This is a genomic window from Fodinibius salsisoli (genome assembly GCF_026229185.1).
GTDB lineage: Bacteria > Bacteroidota > Rhodothermia > Balneolales > Balneolaceae > Fodinibius > Fodinibius salsisoli.
Genome location: NZ_JAGGJA010000007.1, coordinates 14,346 through 32,709 on the forward strand (window position 1 = coordinate 14,346; position 18,364 = coordinate 32,709).

The following is an 18,364-nucleotide window of genomic DNA, read 5'->3' on the forward strand; positions in this document are numbered from 1 at the left end:
ATGCCTTTTTTCCTTTCCATGCGCGACACGGATAGCACAGAAAAGATGGATCGTCCGGACTGTGATCACACCGAACTTTGGAATACCTATCGGCAATTTTCTACCATTAATGCTCTTCTCTCTCAATGGAGAAAAATCTATCGAAGCCGGCTTCGCCCCTACCTTCAAAGCAAAACTCACAGCCATATTTTAGATATCGGTTTTGGCGGAGGAGACATCCCGATAAAACTGGCACAGTGGGCCAATCAGGATAACCTCCGGCTTTCCGTTACTGCTATAGATCCCGATGAGCGAGCTTTTAATTTCGCGCAGCAAATAGCCTCTCCCAATAATGTTAAATTTCTACACTGCTCTGCTGCTGAATTATTAGCTTCTAACCGAAACTACGACTTTGTCATATCGAACCACCTGCTTCACCATTTATCGCCGGATGAACTGCCAAAAGTATTGTCGGAAGCCAAAGCGTTAAGCAACCACGCAATTATCTTTAATGATATAAAGCGCAGTGATATTGGCTATGCTCTTTTTAATGTCTTAGCGCGTCCGACCTTCCGGAGTTCATTTATTACCCATGATGGACTCACTTCCATCAAAAAGAGCTATACCCCAGCAGAATTACAGCAAACGGTTCCCAAGGGATGGCAGGTCCAAACCCTATTCCCTTTCCGGTTACTCTTAACTTATCACCACAATGGATAACGATTCCAAATATTCGGTTATCATTGTTGGTGGAGGTCCCGTGGGCCTCTTGCTGGGTGCACTGCTGATTAAAGCTGGTATCTCATGCCGCATTCTTGAACAAAATGCTGCTCCAACCCCTGATTCGCGTTCGTTTGGCATCCATCCCCCTTCTCTCGAAATTTTAAGCTCCATAGGCCTTGCCAAATCAATGGTCCAGGAGGGGTGTTGTATTCGACGCGGCCATGCGTTTACAAACACACAACCATTGGGAACACTTTCTTTTAGTTCCTATCCCAGCCCGTTCAACTTTATACTTTCACTTCCCCAAAACCGTACTGAGCAGTTACTTGAGCAACACCTCCAAAAACTTCGGGAGAAAGTACTCCTTCGCGGAGCTACAGTAGTTGATATTTCTGAAAAGGGAGGTAAGGTGTTTGTTACCTATCTGAAAGACCAACAACCGGTGACCATCAAAGCAGATTACCTTGTGGGCTGTGATGGGAAAGAGAGCTTTGTCCGCAAAACGACCGGTATTACCTTTGCGGAAAAGAAGTATCCCGATACGTACGTGATGGGAGACTTCACTGACACCACTTCATTTGGTAATGACGCTGCAATTTATCTCTGTGATGAGGGAGTCATTGAGTCCTTCCCCCTGCCTGATAATCAGCGCCGATGGGTAGTAAAAACGAAACATTATATTCTATCAAACCAACGATCTGCTATTGAGGAATCCGTTAGCCAGCGAATCAATCGTAATTTATCACAAACCGAGCATTCTATGGTCAGCAGTTTTGGTGTTCAACGATGTATAGCCAAGCATATGGTTCGGGGACGAATTATCCTGGCAGGTGATGCTGCCCATGTTGTGAGTCCCATTGGTGGTCAGGGGATGAACTTGGGATGGCTCGGGGTAGATGATTTGGCTCAATGTCTTCAACAGATTCTCATAAATAAGGCAGATCCTGGAGAAATATTAGATTCTTTTGAACGGCGACGAAAAAAAGCGGTAGCTAATGCTGCCCGAAGAAGTGAATTCAATATGCGCCTTGGCCGCAGAGTTACTTATCCTCGCCTTCGAAATAGGCTGGTTGCAATGATGCTCTCTCCTCCCCTATCAAAATTTATGGCTCAACTATTTGCCATGCGGGGTATCGAGCGGTGGATCACCTGACCCTCAACGACTAAACCGCAACGAATATCGTGTTCCGTTTTCTGTACTCACGTTGATGGAGCCCTCAAGCCGATCGGCTAACGCTTTTATAACCCAGCACCCTATAGAATCCTCCTTACCTATAGCAAAGTTATTTCCGATTCCTTTCCCATTATCTGAGACAACAATTTCAATATTTTCTTCCTGGTCTTCAGAAATAAGAATTTTTATCTCTCCCTGCTGCATAGAACTAAAGGCGTGCTTGTAAGCATTTAAAATAAGCTCATTCATGATGAGACCACAGGTCATAGCCTTATCTGCCTCTATCTCCTGGATGTCATCGGCTTCGATGGAGATACATATCGTTTCTTCATTATTCGAAAATGTATCTATAATCTTGTGAGTCAGATTGCGAAAATAATTGGCTAAATCCACACTTTTCTTAGTGCCAAGCTGATAAAGCAAGCTATGTACCTGGGTAATGGATTGTATACGTGAACTTGTCCGCTGTAATGTATCAATAGCATTCTGGTCGCTAATTTCTGAAAGGTCTACTTCTATAAGTGAAGTAATAGTGGAAAGGTTATTTTTTAACCGATGATGAATTTCTGTCATCAATAACTCATCTTCCCGGAGCCTGGATTCTAATTCATTAGCTTGTTCAATACTTTCGATAACACAGGCAACATGTTGGGCAAGCAGTTTTACAAGTCTAATAGATTCTTCATTTAATGCATTGCTCTCGCGAAGACTTACTACCTGCAATATCCCGACGATATTACCCTTGCCACTTTTTAATGGCAAACATATTGCTTGCTGGATTTTCTCGTCTATCTCTTTTACCAGAAAAGAGGCTTGAACATCCTTATCGAACGTGAATGGTTTTCCCGTAGCCAATACTTTTTCTGCAAGAGCCTTCTGTTTTGACCATGATAGACCAATCTCACCATCTTTTTTTATCTTCGACAAAGGTGGTGACCTAAACACTCCTTTATTGCGATCGATTAATATCAGATTCGCAAATTCAGCAGTTACAATTGACTTTACTGTTTTAATACTTTCATCAACAACAGAAGCAATGGTTTCGCAGCGACTGATTTTATTCATCCTTTTGACAAGGATTTCCATCCGTTCGCTTTCACTCGCCTCCGTAGATATACCTTGTGTATCTTCTTTTTGCTCTAACTCAAACATAACTGATTCCCCTCTCAGTTATTATTACTTTATTTTTTTATCTCTTGACCTCAACACAAATAACTACTTTTTTGAGGTATTTTTAAAGCCCCGAAAAGATTATTAGCAATTTATAATATTCTGTGCAAAAATAAAAAAGGCCCGACCTCTCGGTCGAGCCTTTCGAATAGTGTTATCTAATCTTCTGCTACGTTTATTTTTGGGCTTTATCAGCTTTGTGGTAATCACGCAGCACATAATGCAAGATCCCGCCGTTGCGATAGTAATCAATTTCGACAGGAGTATCGATACGACATACTGCTTCAAAAGAAATGGTCTCGCCATTTTCTTTGGTTGCCGTAACGGGTACTAAATCTCGTGGCTGTAAATCATCTGATACCTCTATATCAAATGTTTCAGAGCCATCCAGACCTAATTCATCTGCGGATTCGCCTTCCTTGAACTGGAGTGGAAGAACCCCCATTCCTACAAGGTTGGAGCGGTGGATACGCTCATATGACGTGGCAATAACGGCTTCGACACCAAGTAGTATCGTTCCTTTTGCTGCCCAGTCTCTGGAAGAACCTGTACCATATTGTGTGCCGGCCAGAGCAACCAATGGTGTACCATCTTCTTCGTATTTGGTAGCGGCATCAAAAATGGTTGTCACTTCATCATCCGGGAAATACTTGGTAAATCCACCTTCCGTGCCCGGTGCTAATTGGTTCTTAAACCGAACATTAGCGAATGTTCCTCGTGTCATCACCCGGTCATTACCGCGACGTGAACCATAAGAGTTAAAATCTCTGGTCTCAACGCCATGCTCAATCAAGTACTTTCCAGCGGGGGTATCTACGCCAATATTACCTGCTGGAGAAATATGGTCGGTTGTGATAGAGTCACCAACCTTCACGAGTGCCCGCGCCCCATTAATTGATGTAATTGGATCCGGTTCTTCTCCCATATCCATAAAGAAGGGAGGCTCCTGAATGTAGGTCGATTCATCTTTCCATTCATAGAGCTCGCCTCCGCCGACGGGAATAGCATCCCACTCTTCGGATTTGAAAATATCTCCATACTGCTTATCAAACAGCTCTGGACGAATAGCGCTGTCCAGATGCTCAGTGATTTCTTCGGATGTAGGCCAGATGTCTTTCAGATACACCTCATTGCCGTCTTCATCCTTGCCAAGAGGCTCATGTTCCAGATCAATATCAACGGTACCAGCCAAGGCATAAGCTACAACCAGTGGGGGCGATGCCAGGTAGTTGGCTTTTACCCAAGGGTGAATTCGTCCCTCAAAGTTACGATTCCCTGAGAGCACGCCAGCTACAATCAGGTCGCCTTCTTTAACGGCGGTCTCTACAGCTTCCGGCAGAGGTCCTGAATTTCCAATACAAGTTGTACATCCATAGCCGACCAGGTTAAAGCCCAGCTGATCCATGTATTCGGTCAGCCCTGCTTCTTCTAGGTAATCGGTAACTACACGCGAGCCCGGTGCCAGAGATGTCTTGACATAAGCAGGCACTTTCAATCCTTTTTCGAGTGCCTTCTTTGCAACAATTCCCGCCCCCAGCATAACGCTTGGGTTCGAGGTGTTGGTACAAGAAGTGATGGCAGCAATGACTACATCGCCATGCTTCATCTCAATTTCCTGGCCGTTCTTATAAATTCCTTTGTTTGCCAGCTTTTCTTGCTCCAGATTGAAGCCCATAGTGGGATCATTACTGGTAAGGCTGCTCTCGAAAGTCTTCTTCATATTCGGCAGCGTAATACGATCGTGCGGCAGCTTTGGACCGGCCAAAGAAGTTTCAACGTCTCCCAAGTCGAGCTCCAAGGTATCCGTATATTCCGGATCGGGAGTATCTTGCTTATGGAAGAGTCCCTGGGCACGCATATAATTCTCAATGAGCTGTACTTGCTCTTCATCACGCCCCGTACGGCGTAAGTAACGCATAGACTCGCTATCCATGGGGAAGAAGCCCATCGTAGCCCCATATTCCGGTGCCATATTAGCGATGGTTGCACGGTCTGGGAGACTCATATTCTGCAGGCCGTCTCCATAGAATTCTACAAACTTGCCCACTACTCCGTGGCGACGCAACATCTGTGTGACGGTCAGCGTAAGGTCGGTAGCTGTAATTCCTTCACGCAGCTTTCCGGTCAACTTCATTCCTACCACTTCCGGAACCAGCATGTGGATAGGTTGCCCCAACATTGCAGCTTCGGCTTCGATACCGCCAACGCCCCAGCCTAAAATACCGAGACCGTTAATCATCGTAGTGTGAGAGTCGGTACCAACGAGCGTATCAGGGAAAGCAACAGTAGACCCATCTTCTTCATCACGGGTAAAAACACCTTGTGCCAAATACTCAAGGTTTACCTGGTGTACAATACCCCGTCCTGGAGGTACCACGCGAAAGTTATCAAAGGCTTTCTGCCCCCATTTCAAGAATTCATAACGCTCGCGATTGCGTTCAAACTCGCGTTCAACGTTATGCATGAACGCGTATTCCTGGCCAAACTCATCAACCTGAACGGAGTGATCAATCACCAAATCGACCGGCACCTGCGGATTAATAGCTGTAGCATTTCCGCCCATCCGTTTCATCGCGGATCGCAGGGCTGCCAGGTCAACAACGGCGGGCACACCTGTAAAGTCTTGCAAAACCACACGCGATGGTTTGTACGGTATTTCTCCCTCAGGATTTTTGGCATCATAATTGGCCAGCAGCTCAATATCTTTATCAGTAATAATAAAACCGTCATGCTCACGGAGCACTGCCTCCAACAAAATACGAATGGTAAAAGGAAGCTTGTTAATATTGTCAAATCCGTGCTCTTCCAGCTTTTTTAAGCTGTATAGGTGAGCTTTTCCGGAACCGGTATCAAATTCGGTTTTTGTACTTTTAAATTTGCTCTGATTACTCATCGGTTCTGAAGTATTTAGGTTAATCCGTTATAAAATTCTTCGAATCCTTTATTTAGTTTGCGCAAAGTTATCACTTATTTTACAGAATATCTTCTTTCTTGCCGATAAATTTGCCAACCTTTATTCTTCCTTTCCCTTCGCTTCTTCGCAGGGCATCAAGTTATCCTGCGCATCATAACAATTTTTGATGGGCACTTCCCTTTTTGCTATTCCTGCTACAACCCCGGTTCCATTCTCTATGTTGGATACAACATCCGGCAACTGCATTTCTTGCTCACTTAGATCGGTAAGGTCCGGCCAATCGTTACTGCCTGCCGCTATATGCAGCTCTCTTTTGTTAATTATAAAAGCATCATAGCCTGTTTCACCTGCGATTGCGCTTCTTTCATTAAATATCAACCGAAAGTCTTCACTATTGGGATCTTCATATAAAATATCCAGATATGAGATACTCACTTTTACTTCGGGCCCTAAATCACCGAGAAATTCACGAATTTCTTGCACATGAAAAACAACATCTGCCATCACCAGCGGTTCCGAGGTCGATCCGTTAACCTTTACCTCTCCGCCCTCCTCGGAATACGTAACTAAAGGTAAAGGTAACTTTGATGGGGTTGTTACCGTAACACTACTTTTTTGCCCCTCTGCTCCCACTGCTTCAACAATATACTCTTCCTTGGGATATATTTTTTCTGTCGTCCAATAATTCCAAACGTAAGCATCTCCGCCAAAGACAAAAAGAGAGTCGTTAAGCTGAAGGGTCTTCCCAGTGCTTTTGCGTGTTAACGTCACCTCTGTATTATTGGAATCAGGCTTTGATGGGATGAGCTTTCCATGAATGGGCATCACCCTAACCCACTGTGTGTCTGCATGGACATCCAGCGTGCCATATATTGAATAGGTATATTGATCATTTTCCTGCAAGGGGTCGAAATTGCTTTCACACCCTGCAATCTGTATCAGAAAGCCTATCATTAATATTGCCAACAGTCCATCTATTCTGCTCATACCATTCATCATAATATTTGATTCTACTTAAGAAACGTTACGACCACTATTAGCTTACTCTTTGGTCAGCACTTCACAAAAAATCAGATCCCCCCTATCATCATAACAACTTCTCAAAAACCCTTTCCGCTGAGCCATCCCAGCCACATGCCCTACTCCCATTTCGATATTTGAACCAACACCAGGAGACATAATTTCTTCTTCGCTTAAATCAGTAAGGGAGAGCCAGCTTTCGCTGCCCGTGGCTACATACAGTTCTCTTTTATTTATTTGATACCTTTTATTGTGGCCTATTTCGTCTAAAATCAATTCTTCTCCATCAAACTCAGCAAGATAAACTCCATCCGAAGTTCTGTTTATTTCTTCGAGAAGAGAAGAAACGACTTCAAGCTCCTCGGTAAGGGTTCCGACCTCTGTAATTATCTGTATAGAATATTTGATATCCATCCTTACCAAGGGACTACCACTTGATCCCTTGATCTCCCCTCTATTCTCCTCAACAGAATACTTTACCAAAGGCAACGACAACGAATCCGGAACGGTAAGCTGAGCGCTACTATAAAGACCGTTAGCGCCCTCTGCCTCTATCACATATTCTTCCTTGGGATGGATCTCTTCTGTCGTCCAATAATTCCAAACGTAAGCATCTCCGCCAAAGACAAAAAGGGAATCGTTTAGCTGAACGGTCTTACCGGTACTTGTCTGGGTTAAAGTGACTTTAGTATTGTTAGAATCGACTTTAGATGAAATGAATGTATCATGGATGGGGGTCACCCGCACCCATTGGGTATCTGCATATACATCCAGCGTACCATAAACCGAATAGGCATACTGGTCATTTTCCTGCAAGGGTTCAAAGTTACTTTCACACCCTGCAATTGGGATCAGAAAGCCTATCATTAATATTGCCAAAAATCCCTCCTTGCTATTCATACCCTTCCTCCATCACATTGATTCTATTTTTAAAGAGACATAAGGCATAAACGAAAGCTGATTAATACCCTGCTGTTTGTAGACATCGTAGAAAAACAAGTTGCGCTTGTCATACGCATTGACCGCGCCAATCTGCAATCGCGTTATAAAATCATCGGATACTTTAATGGCCTGTTCCAGCGAAACATCAAGTCGATGAAACTCTGGCAACCGACCCTGAAAAGGTTTTTCCATGAGTATTCTTGGATCTCCGTAATCATCTCTAATTTCTGGTGGACGTTCCTCGAAACTAAAATAACTGTCAAATCCCAGAGGACGAGTGAAGGGTAAACCGGAACCATAGATCCAACTTACATTGGCCGTAAACCCTTTATAGTCAAAGCCGCCCTTTACATTAAGCTTGTGTCGCCGATCATGGGGAGGGTTATAACTTTGGACCGGGGTCCCAAACCATGTACTAAAATGGTCCTGTGCAGTTTCATATTCTGTCAGTGCATACCCATAGCCTACGCCGAAATAAACGTTTTGGCTGTCAAAGTCCAACCGTATATCCGTGCCCATGGACGAACCTTTGGCATACGCAAGCTCCGTTTGGGATTGAGCAACCGTACTCCAGGCTGCCACCGGAATATTATCCATCTGCTTATAGTATCCTTCAACAGAAAAATCAAAATAGCGCCCTATTGGTTGATGCCAACCTAAAATAGCATGTTTAGCTCCCATCCTTCGTTCTTGATCGGGCATAATCCTCCATGCTGTAAAAGCCGTTCCAGCATCGCGGAAATCGGAAATACCAACCAATGGCTGATGATAAATTCCAAGAGCAACGTTAACCTCTTCGTTAACTTTACCCCTTGGGCGCCATGACATTTGGAACCTGGGTTCTATACCAGCTTTTACCTTACCAAGGTAGGAGCTTGCAGAAACACCCGGCACAATAGATACCTTATTTCCAAAGGGGATAGTCGCTTTGACATACAAACCTGTACTTAAAAATGTTCTCTTTTTTTCTTCCGTGGCTCTAAATCGACTGGACATATCATGATGGAGGTTTCTAAAATCAGTATAGAACCCATAGTCCAACCTGACCTCCCCAAGGTTCTGCACTAGGCTGATATCAACATCAGACTTGAAAATATTGGAAAAACGCCCACGTGTATCCGCACTCCCAGCCTCATTTGAAAAATATGAAAATCCCACATTCAAATCGAAAAAAGATACAGACGACTCTTCGGAGACCCCGGCACAGCGCCCGCCGGCTACTACATTATTCCACTTAAAAAACTCATCCCCTTCAAAGTCAAGCCTGCCCCTGTCATAAGTCCGCATTAAAAGCGCTGAACAATTTACATTTTCCCCTACACTACTGTATTTCGCAAGTTGACTATTAAAGCGAAGAGGCTGCTTCTCATCCAAATACAGCTGACTGGACTCCTCAATTAATGATCCTTTCATGGAGATCATCAGCGAGCTTTTCCCCTCTTTAACGGGAGTTTCAAAAAAGACATCTGATACAAACGGGCTTATGGAGGCCGACCATTTATAGTCATATAGGTTGCCATTTTTGAGCTGTATATCCATTACTGAAGACGTGCGGCCATGATACTCAGCGCCAAACCCTCCCGCATATAAATCAACTTTTGAGACCACCTCTTCCGGAAAGATCGAAAAGAAGCCTAAGATGTGGAAAGGTTGATAAATCTGGACCCCATCCACCAGAACCAAATTTTCGGTGGGTGTCCCTCCTCTTATAAATAGCTGTCCCCCCCGATCTCCGGTAGCAACTACTCCCGGCTGTGTTTGTAAATAGCTGGCCAAGTCTCCACTGGCGGCAGGGCTTGGGATACGTCCCAAATCTTCTGGCCGAATGCTTACTTTGCCGACTTCTACATTTTCCTGAACACCCGAAACTGTTACTTCATCTAAACTTTCATTCCAACGGTTCAGACGTATGTTTTTTAAGTAGCTACGATTACTTGCAAGCCGAAGGGTATCCGTATAGGTTTCATAACCGACATATCGAACGGTAAAAAGGTATGTTCCAGGTGTTAACCCACCCATTTCGTACAAACCATTGGTATCCGTTGTGGTACCCGTTGTCAGCGTTTTGCCTTCCAACTGTTTCAAAATAATATTTGCCATCTCAAGGCTATTTCCTGTTTGGCGATCACTAATGATGCCATGTACCTGAACCTCTTGTGCCCTGAGAATGGGTATAAACACGCAACATAAAAACACCCCACACAAAACTTTTTTATAATCCATCACAACTCTTTTATTCTTTAATAGTTTAAATCTTGTGATTTTCTACCCTTACTTACAACTAAGAATGTATAAAATGTTCATTACAGCTGCAGACTTAGAAATCGCATGATAATGTTAGACTTACACAGATCCTAACACCTCGGGATGTGCTTTTACCTCTTTGTAAAAGCATACTTTTTATAAGCTTGTATGTAATTGTCTTCTAGAAGCGTGTTTCTATAAAAATTTATCATTGCAAATGGATTTAAATAAGCCTATTTTGCGGGACTTCATACAAAAGCAATTTTTAAACAACTTTTAACCGTGGATACTAATAGTTACAAGACCTACTCTGCTAAAGCGAGTGATATCGATAAGAAATGGGTTCTTGTTGATGCCGAAGGACACGCTCTTGGACGTGTTGCTACTAAAGTTGCAACTTACCTGAGAGGGAAACATAAGCCTGAATTTACTCCCCATATGGATACCGGTGACAATGTTGTTGTCATTAATGCCAGCAAAATTTCACTCTCTGGCAAAAAGTGGCAACAGAAGGAATATTTCCGATATACCGGATATCCTGGTGGTGAACGGTTTACTTCGGCTGAAGATATGCTGGACAAAGACCCGACATTCCTTGTTACCAATGCAGTAAAAGGAATGCTACCCAAGAATAAGCTTTCTAATAAGCTGATGACAAATCTTCGGGTGTATGCTGGTCCGGTTCATGAACAAGAAGCACAACAACCAGAAAAAATTGAGCTTTAATTAAGCATGGCACAGAAAAATTTCATCGGAAGAAGAAAGACTTCTACAGCGCGTCTGTATATTCAACCGGGCTCTGGAAACTTTATCGTCAACAAAAAATCATTGGAAGACTACTTCTGCACGAAAGCACATCAGAATGTAGCTTCCCTGCCTCTTGAAGTCACAGAATCTGAAGAGCAGTTTGACATTAAAGTAACCGTTCGCGGCGGTGGCATTACCGGCCAATCCGGTGCCATCCAACACGCACTGGCCCGTGCCCTCGACGATCACAACGAAGAGTGGCATGATGTCTTAAAATCAAACGACCTTCTTACTCGTGATGACCGTATGGTTGAGCGTAAGAAGTACGGACAACCTGGTGCTCGTAAGAAATTCCAGTTCTCCAAGCGTTAATATACCGCGCCACTTACTTTCTTTTCCAACACACGAATTCAATCACACATACGCAGCGACTCAGAGCGCCGAGTGTTCTATCCCGATAATATTCGGGATGGGATTAGCGCCGGGGGCGACCTGTGTAGAGGATTAACTCAAACATAAATTACTTAACCTATGCCAACTACACCTGATTTAGAAAAACTTTTGAAATCCGGCGCCCATTTCGGTCACCTTACCCGCCGGTGGAATCCCAAAATGAAGGAATATATCTTCATGGAACGCAATGGGATTCACATCATCGACCTTAAAAAGACCCAAAAATTCTTCCAGGAAGCCCTTGATGAAGTTACCAAGCTTTCCCGGGCCGGTAAAACCATCCTGTTTGTAGGTACCAAGAAACAGGCGCAGGATATTATCAAAACGGAAGCTATCCGATGCGGTATGCCTTTTATTACCCATCGCTGGTTAGGCGGAATGCTCACAAACTTTTCCACGGTTAAGAAAAGTATTTCGCGCATGGAAGAAATCGACCGGATGAGTGAAGACGGCACGTTCGATGAATTAACAAAGAAAGAAGCGTTGATGCTCGAACGGGAACATGAAAAACTGGAACAAACCTTAGGTGGAATTGCCAATATGGGGCATCTGCCGGGTGCAGTATTCATCGTTGACACTATTAAGGAAGATATTGCCGTCAACGAAGCAGTTAAATTAAATATCCCGATTGTTGCCATGGTTGACACCAATAGTGATCCCGATATTCCGGATTACATTGTACCATGCAATGATGACTCCGCACGAACCATTCAGCTTATTGCTTCAAGCATTGCCGATGCCATTATTGAAGGCAATGCCGAACGTGAGGCTCAAAATGAAGAAGAGCTACTTCAGCAAGCAGCCCAAGATGCCAAAAAAGCTGAAGAAGAGGTCAAGACACAGACGAAAGCCACTGGCAAACGTCGCTCTCGCCGTAAGCGGAAGTCCCAAGAATCTTCTAACGAAGAGGAATAACAGAATTTAAACTATCAACACAAAAATTAACCAGCGTAACTCGATATGAGCATTTCTGCAAAAGATGTAAAAGAACTGCGCGAACAAACAGGGGCCGGCATGATGGATTGTAAAAAGGCCCTTCAGGAAGCAGATGGAGATTTTGATAAAGCGATTGAAATTCTTCGTAAACAAGGTCAAAAACTTTCTGAGAAGAGAGCTGATCGTGAAGCCAATCAAGGCCTTATTGTTACTCGCGTTAGCGATGATGGTAGCGAGGCGGCAGCACTTGAAATCAACTGTGAGACCGATTTCGTAGCCCGTAATGAAGATTTCCAGAACAGAGCAAAACAGTTTCTCGACATTGTTTTTGAAAATAAAATTCAGTCTGTTGATGAACTTCTTGAAGAAAAGCTGGACGATCTGACAGTTGCGGACCACCTGAAGGACATGGTCAGCAAGATTGGTGAAAAAATCAAAATCGGTCGCATTGTGTTCGCCAATTCCGGAGGTCATTACATCTCATACATCCATCCTGGTAACCAGTTGGGTGTACTCGTCGAATTTGAAGGCGAAGTTAACGACGAAGAGATCGGTAAAGATGTGGCTATGCAAGTAGCTGCTATGAATCCTATTGCTGTAACTAAGGATGATGTCGACAGTTCAGTTGTTGAGCAAGAGCTTGAAATAGCGAAAGAGCAACTTCTGAACGAAGGCAAACCTGAAGAAATTGCTGAAAAAGCTGCCCAGGGGAAGTTACGACGCTTTTATGAAGAACGCGTCTTATTGCAGCAGAAATTCGTCAAAGACAACAGTCTCTCTGTTGAGGAGTATCTAAAAGAACAAAGCACTCCTTTGGTGAAGTCCTTCCATCGGCTTCAACTTGGCGAAGACTCCTAATCTTTTTGATTCTCAAAAAAAGGCTACCATTTCGGTAGCCTTTTTTTTATGCTTAAGAGATTTCAAATATTGATCGGCACCAGTCGTAAACCAATATAATACCAATAGACATAAATCAGATCATACTATAGTGGCAAAAAGTTATAATCGGATTTTACTTAAGCTAAGTGGTGAAGCACTGTTAGGAGAACAAGGGCATGGTATTGATGGCGATATACTAACCCAGTATGCAAATGAAATTAAATCTGCTCACGACGAAGGTTATGAAGTTTCTGTTGTAGTAGGTGGTGGAAATATTTTTCGTGGAGTCAAAGGGGCCACCGAGGGTATGGATCGCGTGCAAGGCGATTACATGGGGATGCTCGCAACCATGATTAACAGTATGGCCCTGCAGGATGCACTTGAACGTAAAGGAGTGCATACCCGGTTGATGTCAGCCATTCGAATGGAAGAAATTGCAGAGCCCTATATCCGCCGGCGAGCTATACGGCATCTGGAAAAGGGACGAGTGGTAATTTTCGGAGCCGGTACCGGTAATCCCTATTTTACCACCGATACGGCGGCCTCTCTTCGCGCTATCGAAATTGAAGCTGATGTTATCCTCAAAGGAACGCGTGTCGATGGTATTTTTGATTCCGATCCGGAGAAAAATCCGGATGCTGAAAAATTCCAGACCATTACCGGTGAAGAAGTGCTCGACCGCCGGCTTTCTATCATGGATCTTACCGCCTTTACCCTCTGTCGTGAAAATGAAACGCCCATCATTGTCTTTAATATGAACATCATTGGCAACCTTAAAAAAGTATTAAAAGGTGATAATGAAATCGGTTCTACAGTAGTTTGGGAAGATTCTTAGATTTCTTAAATTCATTTTGATTGCAAGTTAGCCACTATTAACGATTAAAAAAACGAGAGCCCATTATTATGATACCACCAGAGCTGCAGAGCATTCTTGAAGAAACCAAGAAACAGATGGATGAAGCCATCAGATATTATAAAAAAGAACTCTCTCACGTGCGGGCAGGCAAAGCACAGCCGGCACTGCTGGATGGCATTAAAGTCGACTATTATGGTTCAATGACCCCTCTTAACCAGCTGGCCAACGTAAGCGCTCCTGAGGCTCGCCTATTAACTGTTCAGCCTTTTGATAAGTCGGCCCTGGAAGATATCGAAAAGGCCATCATGTCTGCCGGACTGGGATTAAATCCAAATAATGATGGTAATATCATTCGAATTCCCCTACCTATTTTATCGGAGGAACGCCGCAAAGAGCTGGTAAAACGCATTAAAGAAATTGCCGAAGACACTCGTATTTCTATCCGCAATTATCGACGGGATGCTAATGAAGAGATCAAGAAAACCGTTGAGCAAGAGTCTTTGCCCGAAGATTCAAAATATGAGGCAGAAGAAGAGGTTCAGGCTATTACTGATAAACATACCGACACCGTATCTACACTGTTAGCAAAGAAAGAAGAAGAAATAATGACGGTGTAATAGGTTATTGGTTTATTAGTTATTGGTATTAGCAGCACAGTTCACCAATAGCAAATAACATCTAACAGGCCTTTTTAAATGTATATATCTGAGCTGGAACTCCAGGGATTTAAAAGCTTTGCTTATAATACTGATGTCTCTTTTGACAAAGGTATTACGGCTATCGTTGGACCTAATGGCTGTGGCAAATCAAATATTGTGGATGCCATGCGGTGGGTACTGGGTGAGCAGCGCCCTACCCTGTTACGCTCTTCCAGTATGTCGAACGTGATCTTCAATGGTACTGCCAAGAAAAATGCCTTGGGTATGGCGGAGGTATCACTCACGCTTGTCAATAATAAAGGATTACTACCAACCGAGTACAATGAGGTCACCATCTCCCGTCGTCTTTATCGGTCCGGCGAAAGCGAATATCTGATCAATGGCACCACTTGTCGCTTAAAGGATATTACTGAGCTTTTTATGGATACCGGGATGAGCTCTGATGCCTATTCGGTTATTGAGCTCAAAATGGTAGAAGAAATTCTAAACGATAAAAACAATGATCGGCGTAAACTCTTTGAGGAGGCTGCCGGGATTACCCGCTACAAGGAGAAACGGAAAAAAACGTTCCGTAAGCTGGCAGATACCCAGAAAGATCTGCAGCGGGTGGAAGACATCCTGGTGGAAGTCCAAAAAAAAACCAAGTCACTGGAAAAGCAGGCCGAAAAAGCCCGGAAGGCCAAAAAATATAACAAAGAGTTAGAGCAGCTCGACAAGGCTCTCAATAAGCATGAGTTTGCCAGTATCCAGGAAGAGTTAAAGCCGCTTAAAGAGCGCATCGAGAATGCAGATAAAGAAAAGAAAGAAATTCTTTCGAAGGCTAAAAAGCTGGAGCAGGAAGAAGAGTCGGCTCGCGAAGCACTAACCGAAAAGGAGCGAGAACAGTCAGAAGCACAACGGCGGGTGAGCCAGCTGCATTCTAAAATCCGGGATAGTGAAACCAACTTGCGTATTACCCGGGAAAAAATCAGCAATGAAGAAGGAGTCATTGAGCAATATGAGAAAGATATTGAACAGAGTGAGCAGGATCTAAAGGATCTTCGCGAAGCTTTTAAAAGCAGTCAAACCAAGCTCGATTCCTTCGATTCAAATCTCAACAAAGCTGAAAAAAATCTCTCCGAATCCAAAGAGCGATATAGTGAAATTCAGCAGGAGTACTCCACTGACCGAGAAAAGCTAAACAAACTGGAAACGGAGTTTTCAAGAACCAACAACCAGCTCAATGACCTCCAGACCAAGCGCATTAAGATCGAGTCGCGGTTAGAGAATACCGAAGGTGATCTCATTCGTATTCGGGAAGAGATTGAAGACCTTGAAGATGAAATTGCCAACTTCCGGGGCGAAAAGAAGCTGCAGTCTAAAAAACTGGATGAAGCTATTGCGGCCCGTGATGAACAGCAACAGAAGCTGGAGCAGGCACGCGAGAAACGTGAAGAGCTCAGTGATCGGCAGGATACCTTAAAAGATCAGATCCGGAGCCAGCAAAGTAACCTTGATTCTGTAGAATCGGAGATTGCCCTGCTCCAGGATATTGCCGATTCAAATGAGGCTTTCCCATCCAGTGTGCAATTTTTACTGGAAGAATACAGCGATGATTTCCCACTCCTGGATGTGGTATCCAATCTTTTTTCGACCGATCAAAAACATGCCGTAGCGCTCGAAGCTGTTTTAGGTGAGGCCCTAAACTTTGTTGTCGTGGAAACCCTGGAAGAGGCGCGTGAAGCTGCTCAACTTCTCAAGGAACATGACAAGGGCCAAGCGACTTTTATCCCGCTCGACAGGCTGTCGAAATCTTATTCTGAGGAGCCTGGCTCCATGGCTAGGGAGGTTGACGCGGATCAAAAATTTAAAGCTCTTAAAACGCTCCTCTTGGGCAATGTGCTTATTTTTGATTCCGCCGAGGAAGCCTGGGAAACTATCTCCGGCAGCCGCAACACCGGCGTTACCCTCGATGGCGAAGTCATCACAAGCCGCCAATTTCTGCAAAGCGGCAGCAAAGGCAAAAATGCCGGTATCCGGGTTGGACTTAAAGATAAGATTGAAAAACTTAGCCGTAAGAAAGATAAGCTTACTTCCGATATCCAGGATTCGACCTCTACCCTGAAGAAGGTTCAAGAGCAGTATGAAAATATTAAGCTGCAAGAAATCGAAGCGGAACTTAAGGAAAAAGAGCAGCAAGTACGCTCTATTGAAAACAAGATTAACGACTTTGACTCGAAGATCCAGATTTATGAAAAAAATATTGGTGAGCTAAATAATCGTCGAGATGGACTAATCGGCAATGAAGACTCCGCCCGCGATGAGCTTGATCAGTTGCAGCCTGAACAAAAGAAGCTCCAGCAAAAGCTAAAGGATCTTCATAAACAGCAAAAAGAAAAGAAAAAGGCGCTGGAAGACCTGGAAGAAGAACGATCAATCGCACAAGCCCGCTATAATGATGCACAGCTCAAGCATCAGGATCTGAAAAATAAAGTAGAAAATCATGAACGTGATATCCGCCGGGCACAAGAGGGCATCAAAAATCTGAAGCAACGGCTCAAACTGCGATCTGAGAAGACGGAAGAAGCCAAAAAACGAATCAAAAAATATGCCTCTTCTATTGAGCAGCTCGAAGATCAGCTGGAGACCCTGAAGGAACAGAAGCGCGAAGCTGACAAAAAACTCGAACAAGCCGAAGAAGCTTCCGGTAAGCAACGGGGACGCATTAATGAAATTGAAAAAGAGCTGAAGGAAGTCCGCCGACGCAAGGAAGTGAATATGGAGCTGGTGCACCACCTGGCGATGGCTAAAGAGAAGTTCGAGATGCAGATTGAAAACCTATCTGACCATATCTGGGAGACGTATGGCGTGCTGATGGACCAAGTGGATGAGGTGCTGCCCGAAGATATGGAGCCTGATGAAGCCAAAAAACGCATTGCTTGGTTAAAGCAGCGGCTTAAAAAAATTGGGGATGTTAATCCCCTCGCTATCGAAGAATACGAAGAAGAAAAAGAACGACTGGATTTTTACGAGGAGCAGATTACCGATCTTCAGCTGGCTTCAGAAGAGCTTCAGCAGACAATCGAAGAAATTAATAAAACGGCTACCGATCGGTTTAACGATACCTTCAAAAAGATTCGGGAAAACTTTAAAAAGGTCTTCCACACTCTTTTTAATGATGATGATTATTGCGACTTAGTCATTGATAAAGAGGCTGAAGATCCGCTGGATGCCCAGATCGAAATCAAAGCCAACCCCAAAGGAAAGCGTCCTTCTACCATTAACCAGCTTTCCGGCGGTGAAAAAACGCTCACAGCCATTGCCCTGCTCTTCGCAATCTACCTTGTAAAGCCTTCGCCTTTCTGTGTGTTGGATGAGGTCGATGCACCGCTTGATGACGCCAATATCGAGCGTTTTGCGGATATGATCCGTAATTTCAGCGAAGAGACACAGTTCATCATCATTACGCACAACAAGAAGACGATGGGGAAAGCTGAGATGATGTATGGCGTTACGATGCCCGAAACAGGTATCAGTCGTCTGGTTGGAGTTAGACTGGATGAAGTAGCTGAAGCGTAGGGATTGATGGAATTAAGAATTGGGAGTGGTGAATTAGGAATTTTCTTCTTCGAAAGCAATGATCCTCTTGCCCCTGATGTTTCGCGCCAATCTTCGTATATTTGAGGATC

At 44.0% G+C, this 18,364-nt stretch carries 14 protein-coding genes; 9 read left to right on the top strand and 5 right to left on the bottom strand.

The window, feature by feature from the left end; genetic code table 11:
* Nucleotides 1-699: a class I SAM-dependent methyltransferase gene (locus tag J6I44_RS11270; protein ID WP_265766229.1), complete on the top strand. Its 699-nt coding sequence runs from the start codon at nucleotides 1-3 to the stop codon at nucleotides 697-699.
* Nucleotides 692-1,855 carry an FAD-dependent oxidoreductase gene (locus tag J6I44_RS11275; protein ID WP_265766230.1) on the top strand — a complete coding sequence of 388 codons (1,164 nt, stop codon included), beginning with the start codon at nucleotides 692-694 and terminating at the stop codon, nucleotides 1,853-1,855. Before J6I44_RS11270 ends, J6I44_RS11275 begins: the two co-directional genes overlap by 8 nt.
* A 3-nt stretch (nucleotides 1,856-1,858) precedes the next feature.
* On the opposite strand, the gene J6I44_RS11280 is transcribed toward J6I44_RS11275, so the two are convergent.
* The 5 genes from J6I44_RS11280 to J6I44_RS11300 all read right to left on the bottom strand — a co-directional run bounded on the left by J6I44_RS11280 (nucleotide 1,859) and on the right by J6I44_RS11300 (nucleotide 10,145).
* Entirely contained in the window at nucleotides 1,859-3,028 is a 1,170-nt protein-coding gene (locus J6I44_RS11280; RefSeq protein ID WP_265766231.1) for a histidine kinase dimerization/phosphoacceptor domain -containing protein, read from the bottom strand.
* 193 nt (nucleotides 3,029-3,221) lie between these two features.
* Nucleotides 3,222-5,939 (bottom strand): aconitate hydratase AcnA, encoded by a 2,718-nt coding sequence (acnA, locus tag J6I44_RS11285; protein WP_265766232.1) that lies wholly within the window; start codon nucleotides 5,937-5,939, stop codon nucleotides 3,222-3,224.
* 120 nt (nucleotides 5,940-6,059) lie between these two features.
* Entirely contained in the window at nucleotides 6,060-6,947 is an 888-nt protein-coding gene (locus tag J6I44_RS11290) for a hypothetical protein (RefSeq protein ID WP_265766233.1), read from the bottom strand.
* A gap of 54 nt (nucleotides 6,948-7,001) precedes the next feature.
* Nucleotides 7,002-7,880, bottom strand: a complete 879-nt coding sequence (locus tag J6I44_RS11295; RefSeq protein ID WP_265766234.1) for a DUF4249 domain-containing protein — start codon at nucleotides 7,878-7,880, stop codon at nucleotides 7,002-7,004.
* A 12-nt stretch (nucleotides 7,881-7,892) separates the two neighbouring features.
* On the bottom strand, nucleotides 7,893-10,145 hold the full coding sequence (locus J6I44_RS11300; RefSeq protein WP_265766235.1) for a TonB-dependent receptor: 2,253 nt from the start codon (nucleotides 10,143-10,145) through the stop codon (nucleotides 7,893-7,895).
* Between the two features lie 303 nt (nucleotides 10,146-10,448).
* Between J6I44_RS11300 and rplM the strand changes: the two genes are divergently transcribed.
* From rplM to smc, 7 genes are all read left to right on the top strand, one after another.
* A complete protein-coding gene (rplM, locus tag J6I44_RS11305; RefSeq protein ID WP_265766236.1) occupies nucleotides 10,449-10,892 on the top strand; it encodes a 50S ribosomal protein L13 in 444 nt (147 codons plus the stop codon).
* 6 nt (nucleotides 10,893-10,898) lie between these two features.
* The gene (rpsI, locus tag J6I44_RS11310) at nucleotides 10,899-11,285 is read left to right on the top strand and encodes a 30S ribosomal protein S9 (protein ID WP_265766237.1); all 387 of its coding nucleotides are present in this window, start codon (nucleotides 10,899-10,901) and stop codon (nucleotides 11,283-11,285) included.
* A gap of 159 nt (nucleotides 11,286-11,444) precedes the next feature.
* The gene (gene rpsB, locus J6I44_RS11315) at nucleotides 11,445-12,281 is read left to right on the top strand and encodes a 30S ribosomal protein S2 (RefSeq protein ID WP_265766238.1); all 837 of its coding nucleotides are present in this window, start codon (nucleotides 11,445-11,447) and stop codon (nucleotides 12,279-12,281) included.
* A 45-nt stretch (nucleotides 12,282-12,326) separates the two neighbouring features.
* Nucleotides 12,327-13,160 carry a translation elongation factor Ts gene (tsf, locus tag J6I44_RS11320; protein ID WP_265766239.1) on the top strand — a complete coding sequence of 278 codons (834 nt, stop codon included), beginning with the start codon at nucleotides 12,327-12,329 and terminating at the stop codon, nucleotides 13,158-13,160.
* Between the two features lie 130 nt (nucleotides 13,161-13,290).
* Nucleotides 13,291-14,016: a UMP kinase gene (gene pyrH, locus J6I44_RS11325; protein WP_265766240.1), complete on the top strand. Its 726-nt coding sequence runs from the start codon at nucleotides 13,291-13,293 to the stop codon at nucleotides 14,014-14,016.
* A 68-nt stretch (nucleotides 14,017-14,084) separates the two neighbouring features.
* On the top strand, nucleotides 14,085-14,654 hold the full coding sequence (gene frr, locus J6I44_RS11330) for a ribosome recycling factor (RefSeq protein ID WP_265766241.1): 570 nt from the start codon (nucleotides 14,085-14,087) through the stop codon (nucleotides 14,652-14,654).
* 78 nt (nucleotides 14,655-14,732) lie between these two features.
* The gene (gene smc, locus J6I44_RS11335) at nucleotides 14,733-18,254 is read left to right on the top strand and encodes a chromosome segregation protein SMC (protein ID WP_265766242.1); all 3,522 of its coding nucleotides are present in this window, start codon (nucleotides 14,733-14,735) and stop codon (nucleotides 18,252-18,254) included.
* The last annotated feature ends 110 nt before the right edge of the window (nucleotides 18,255-18,364 follow it).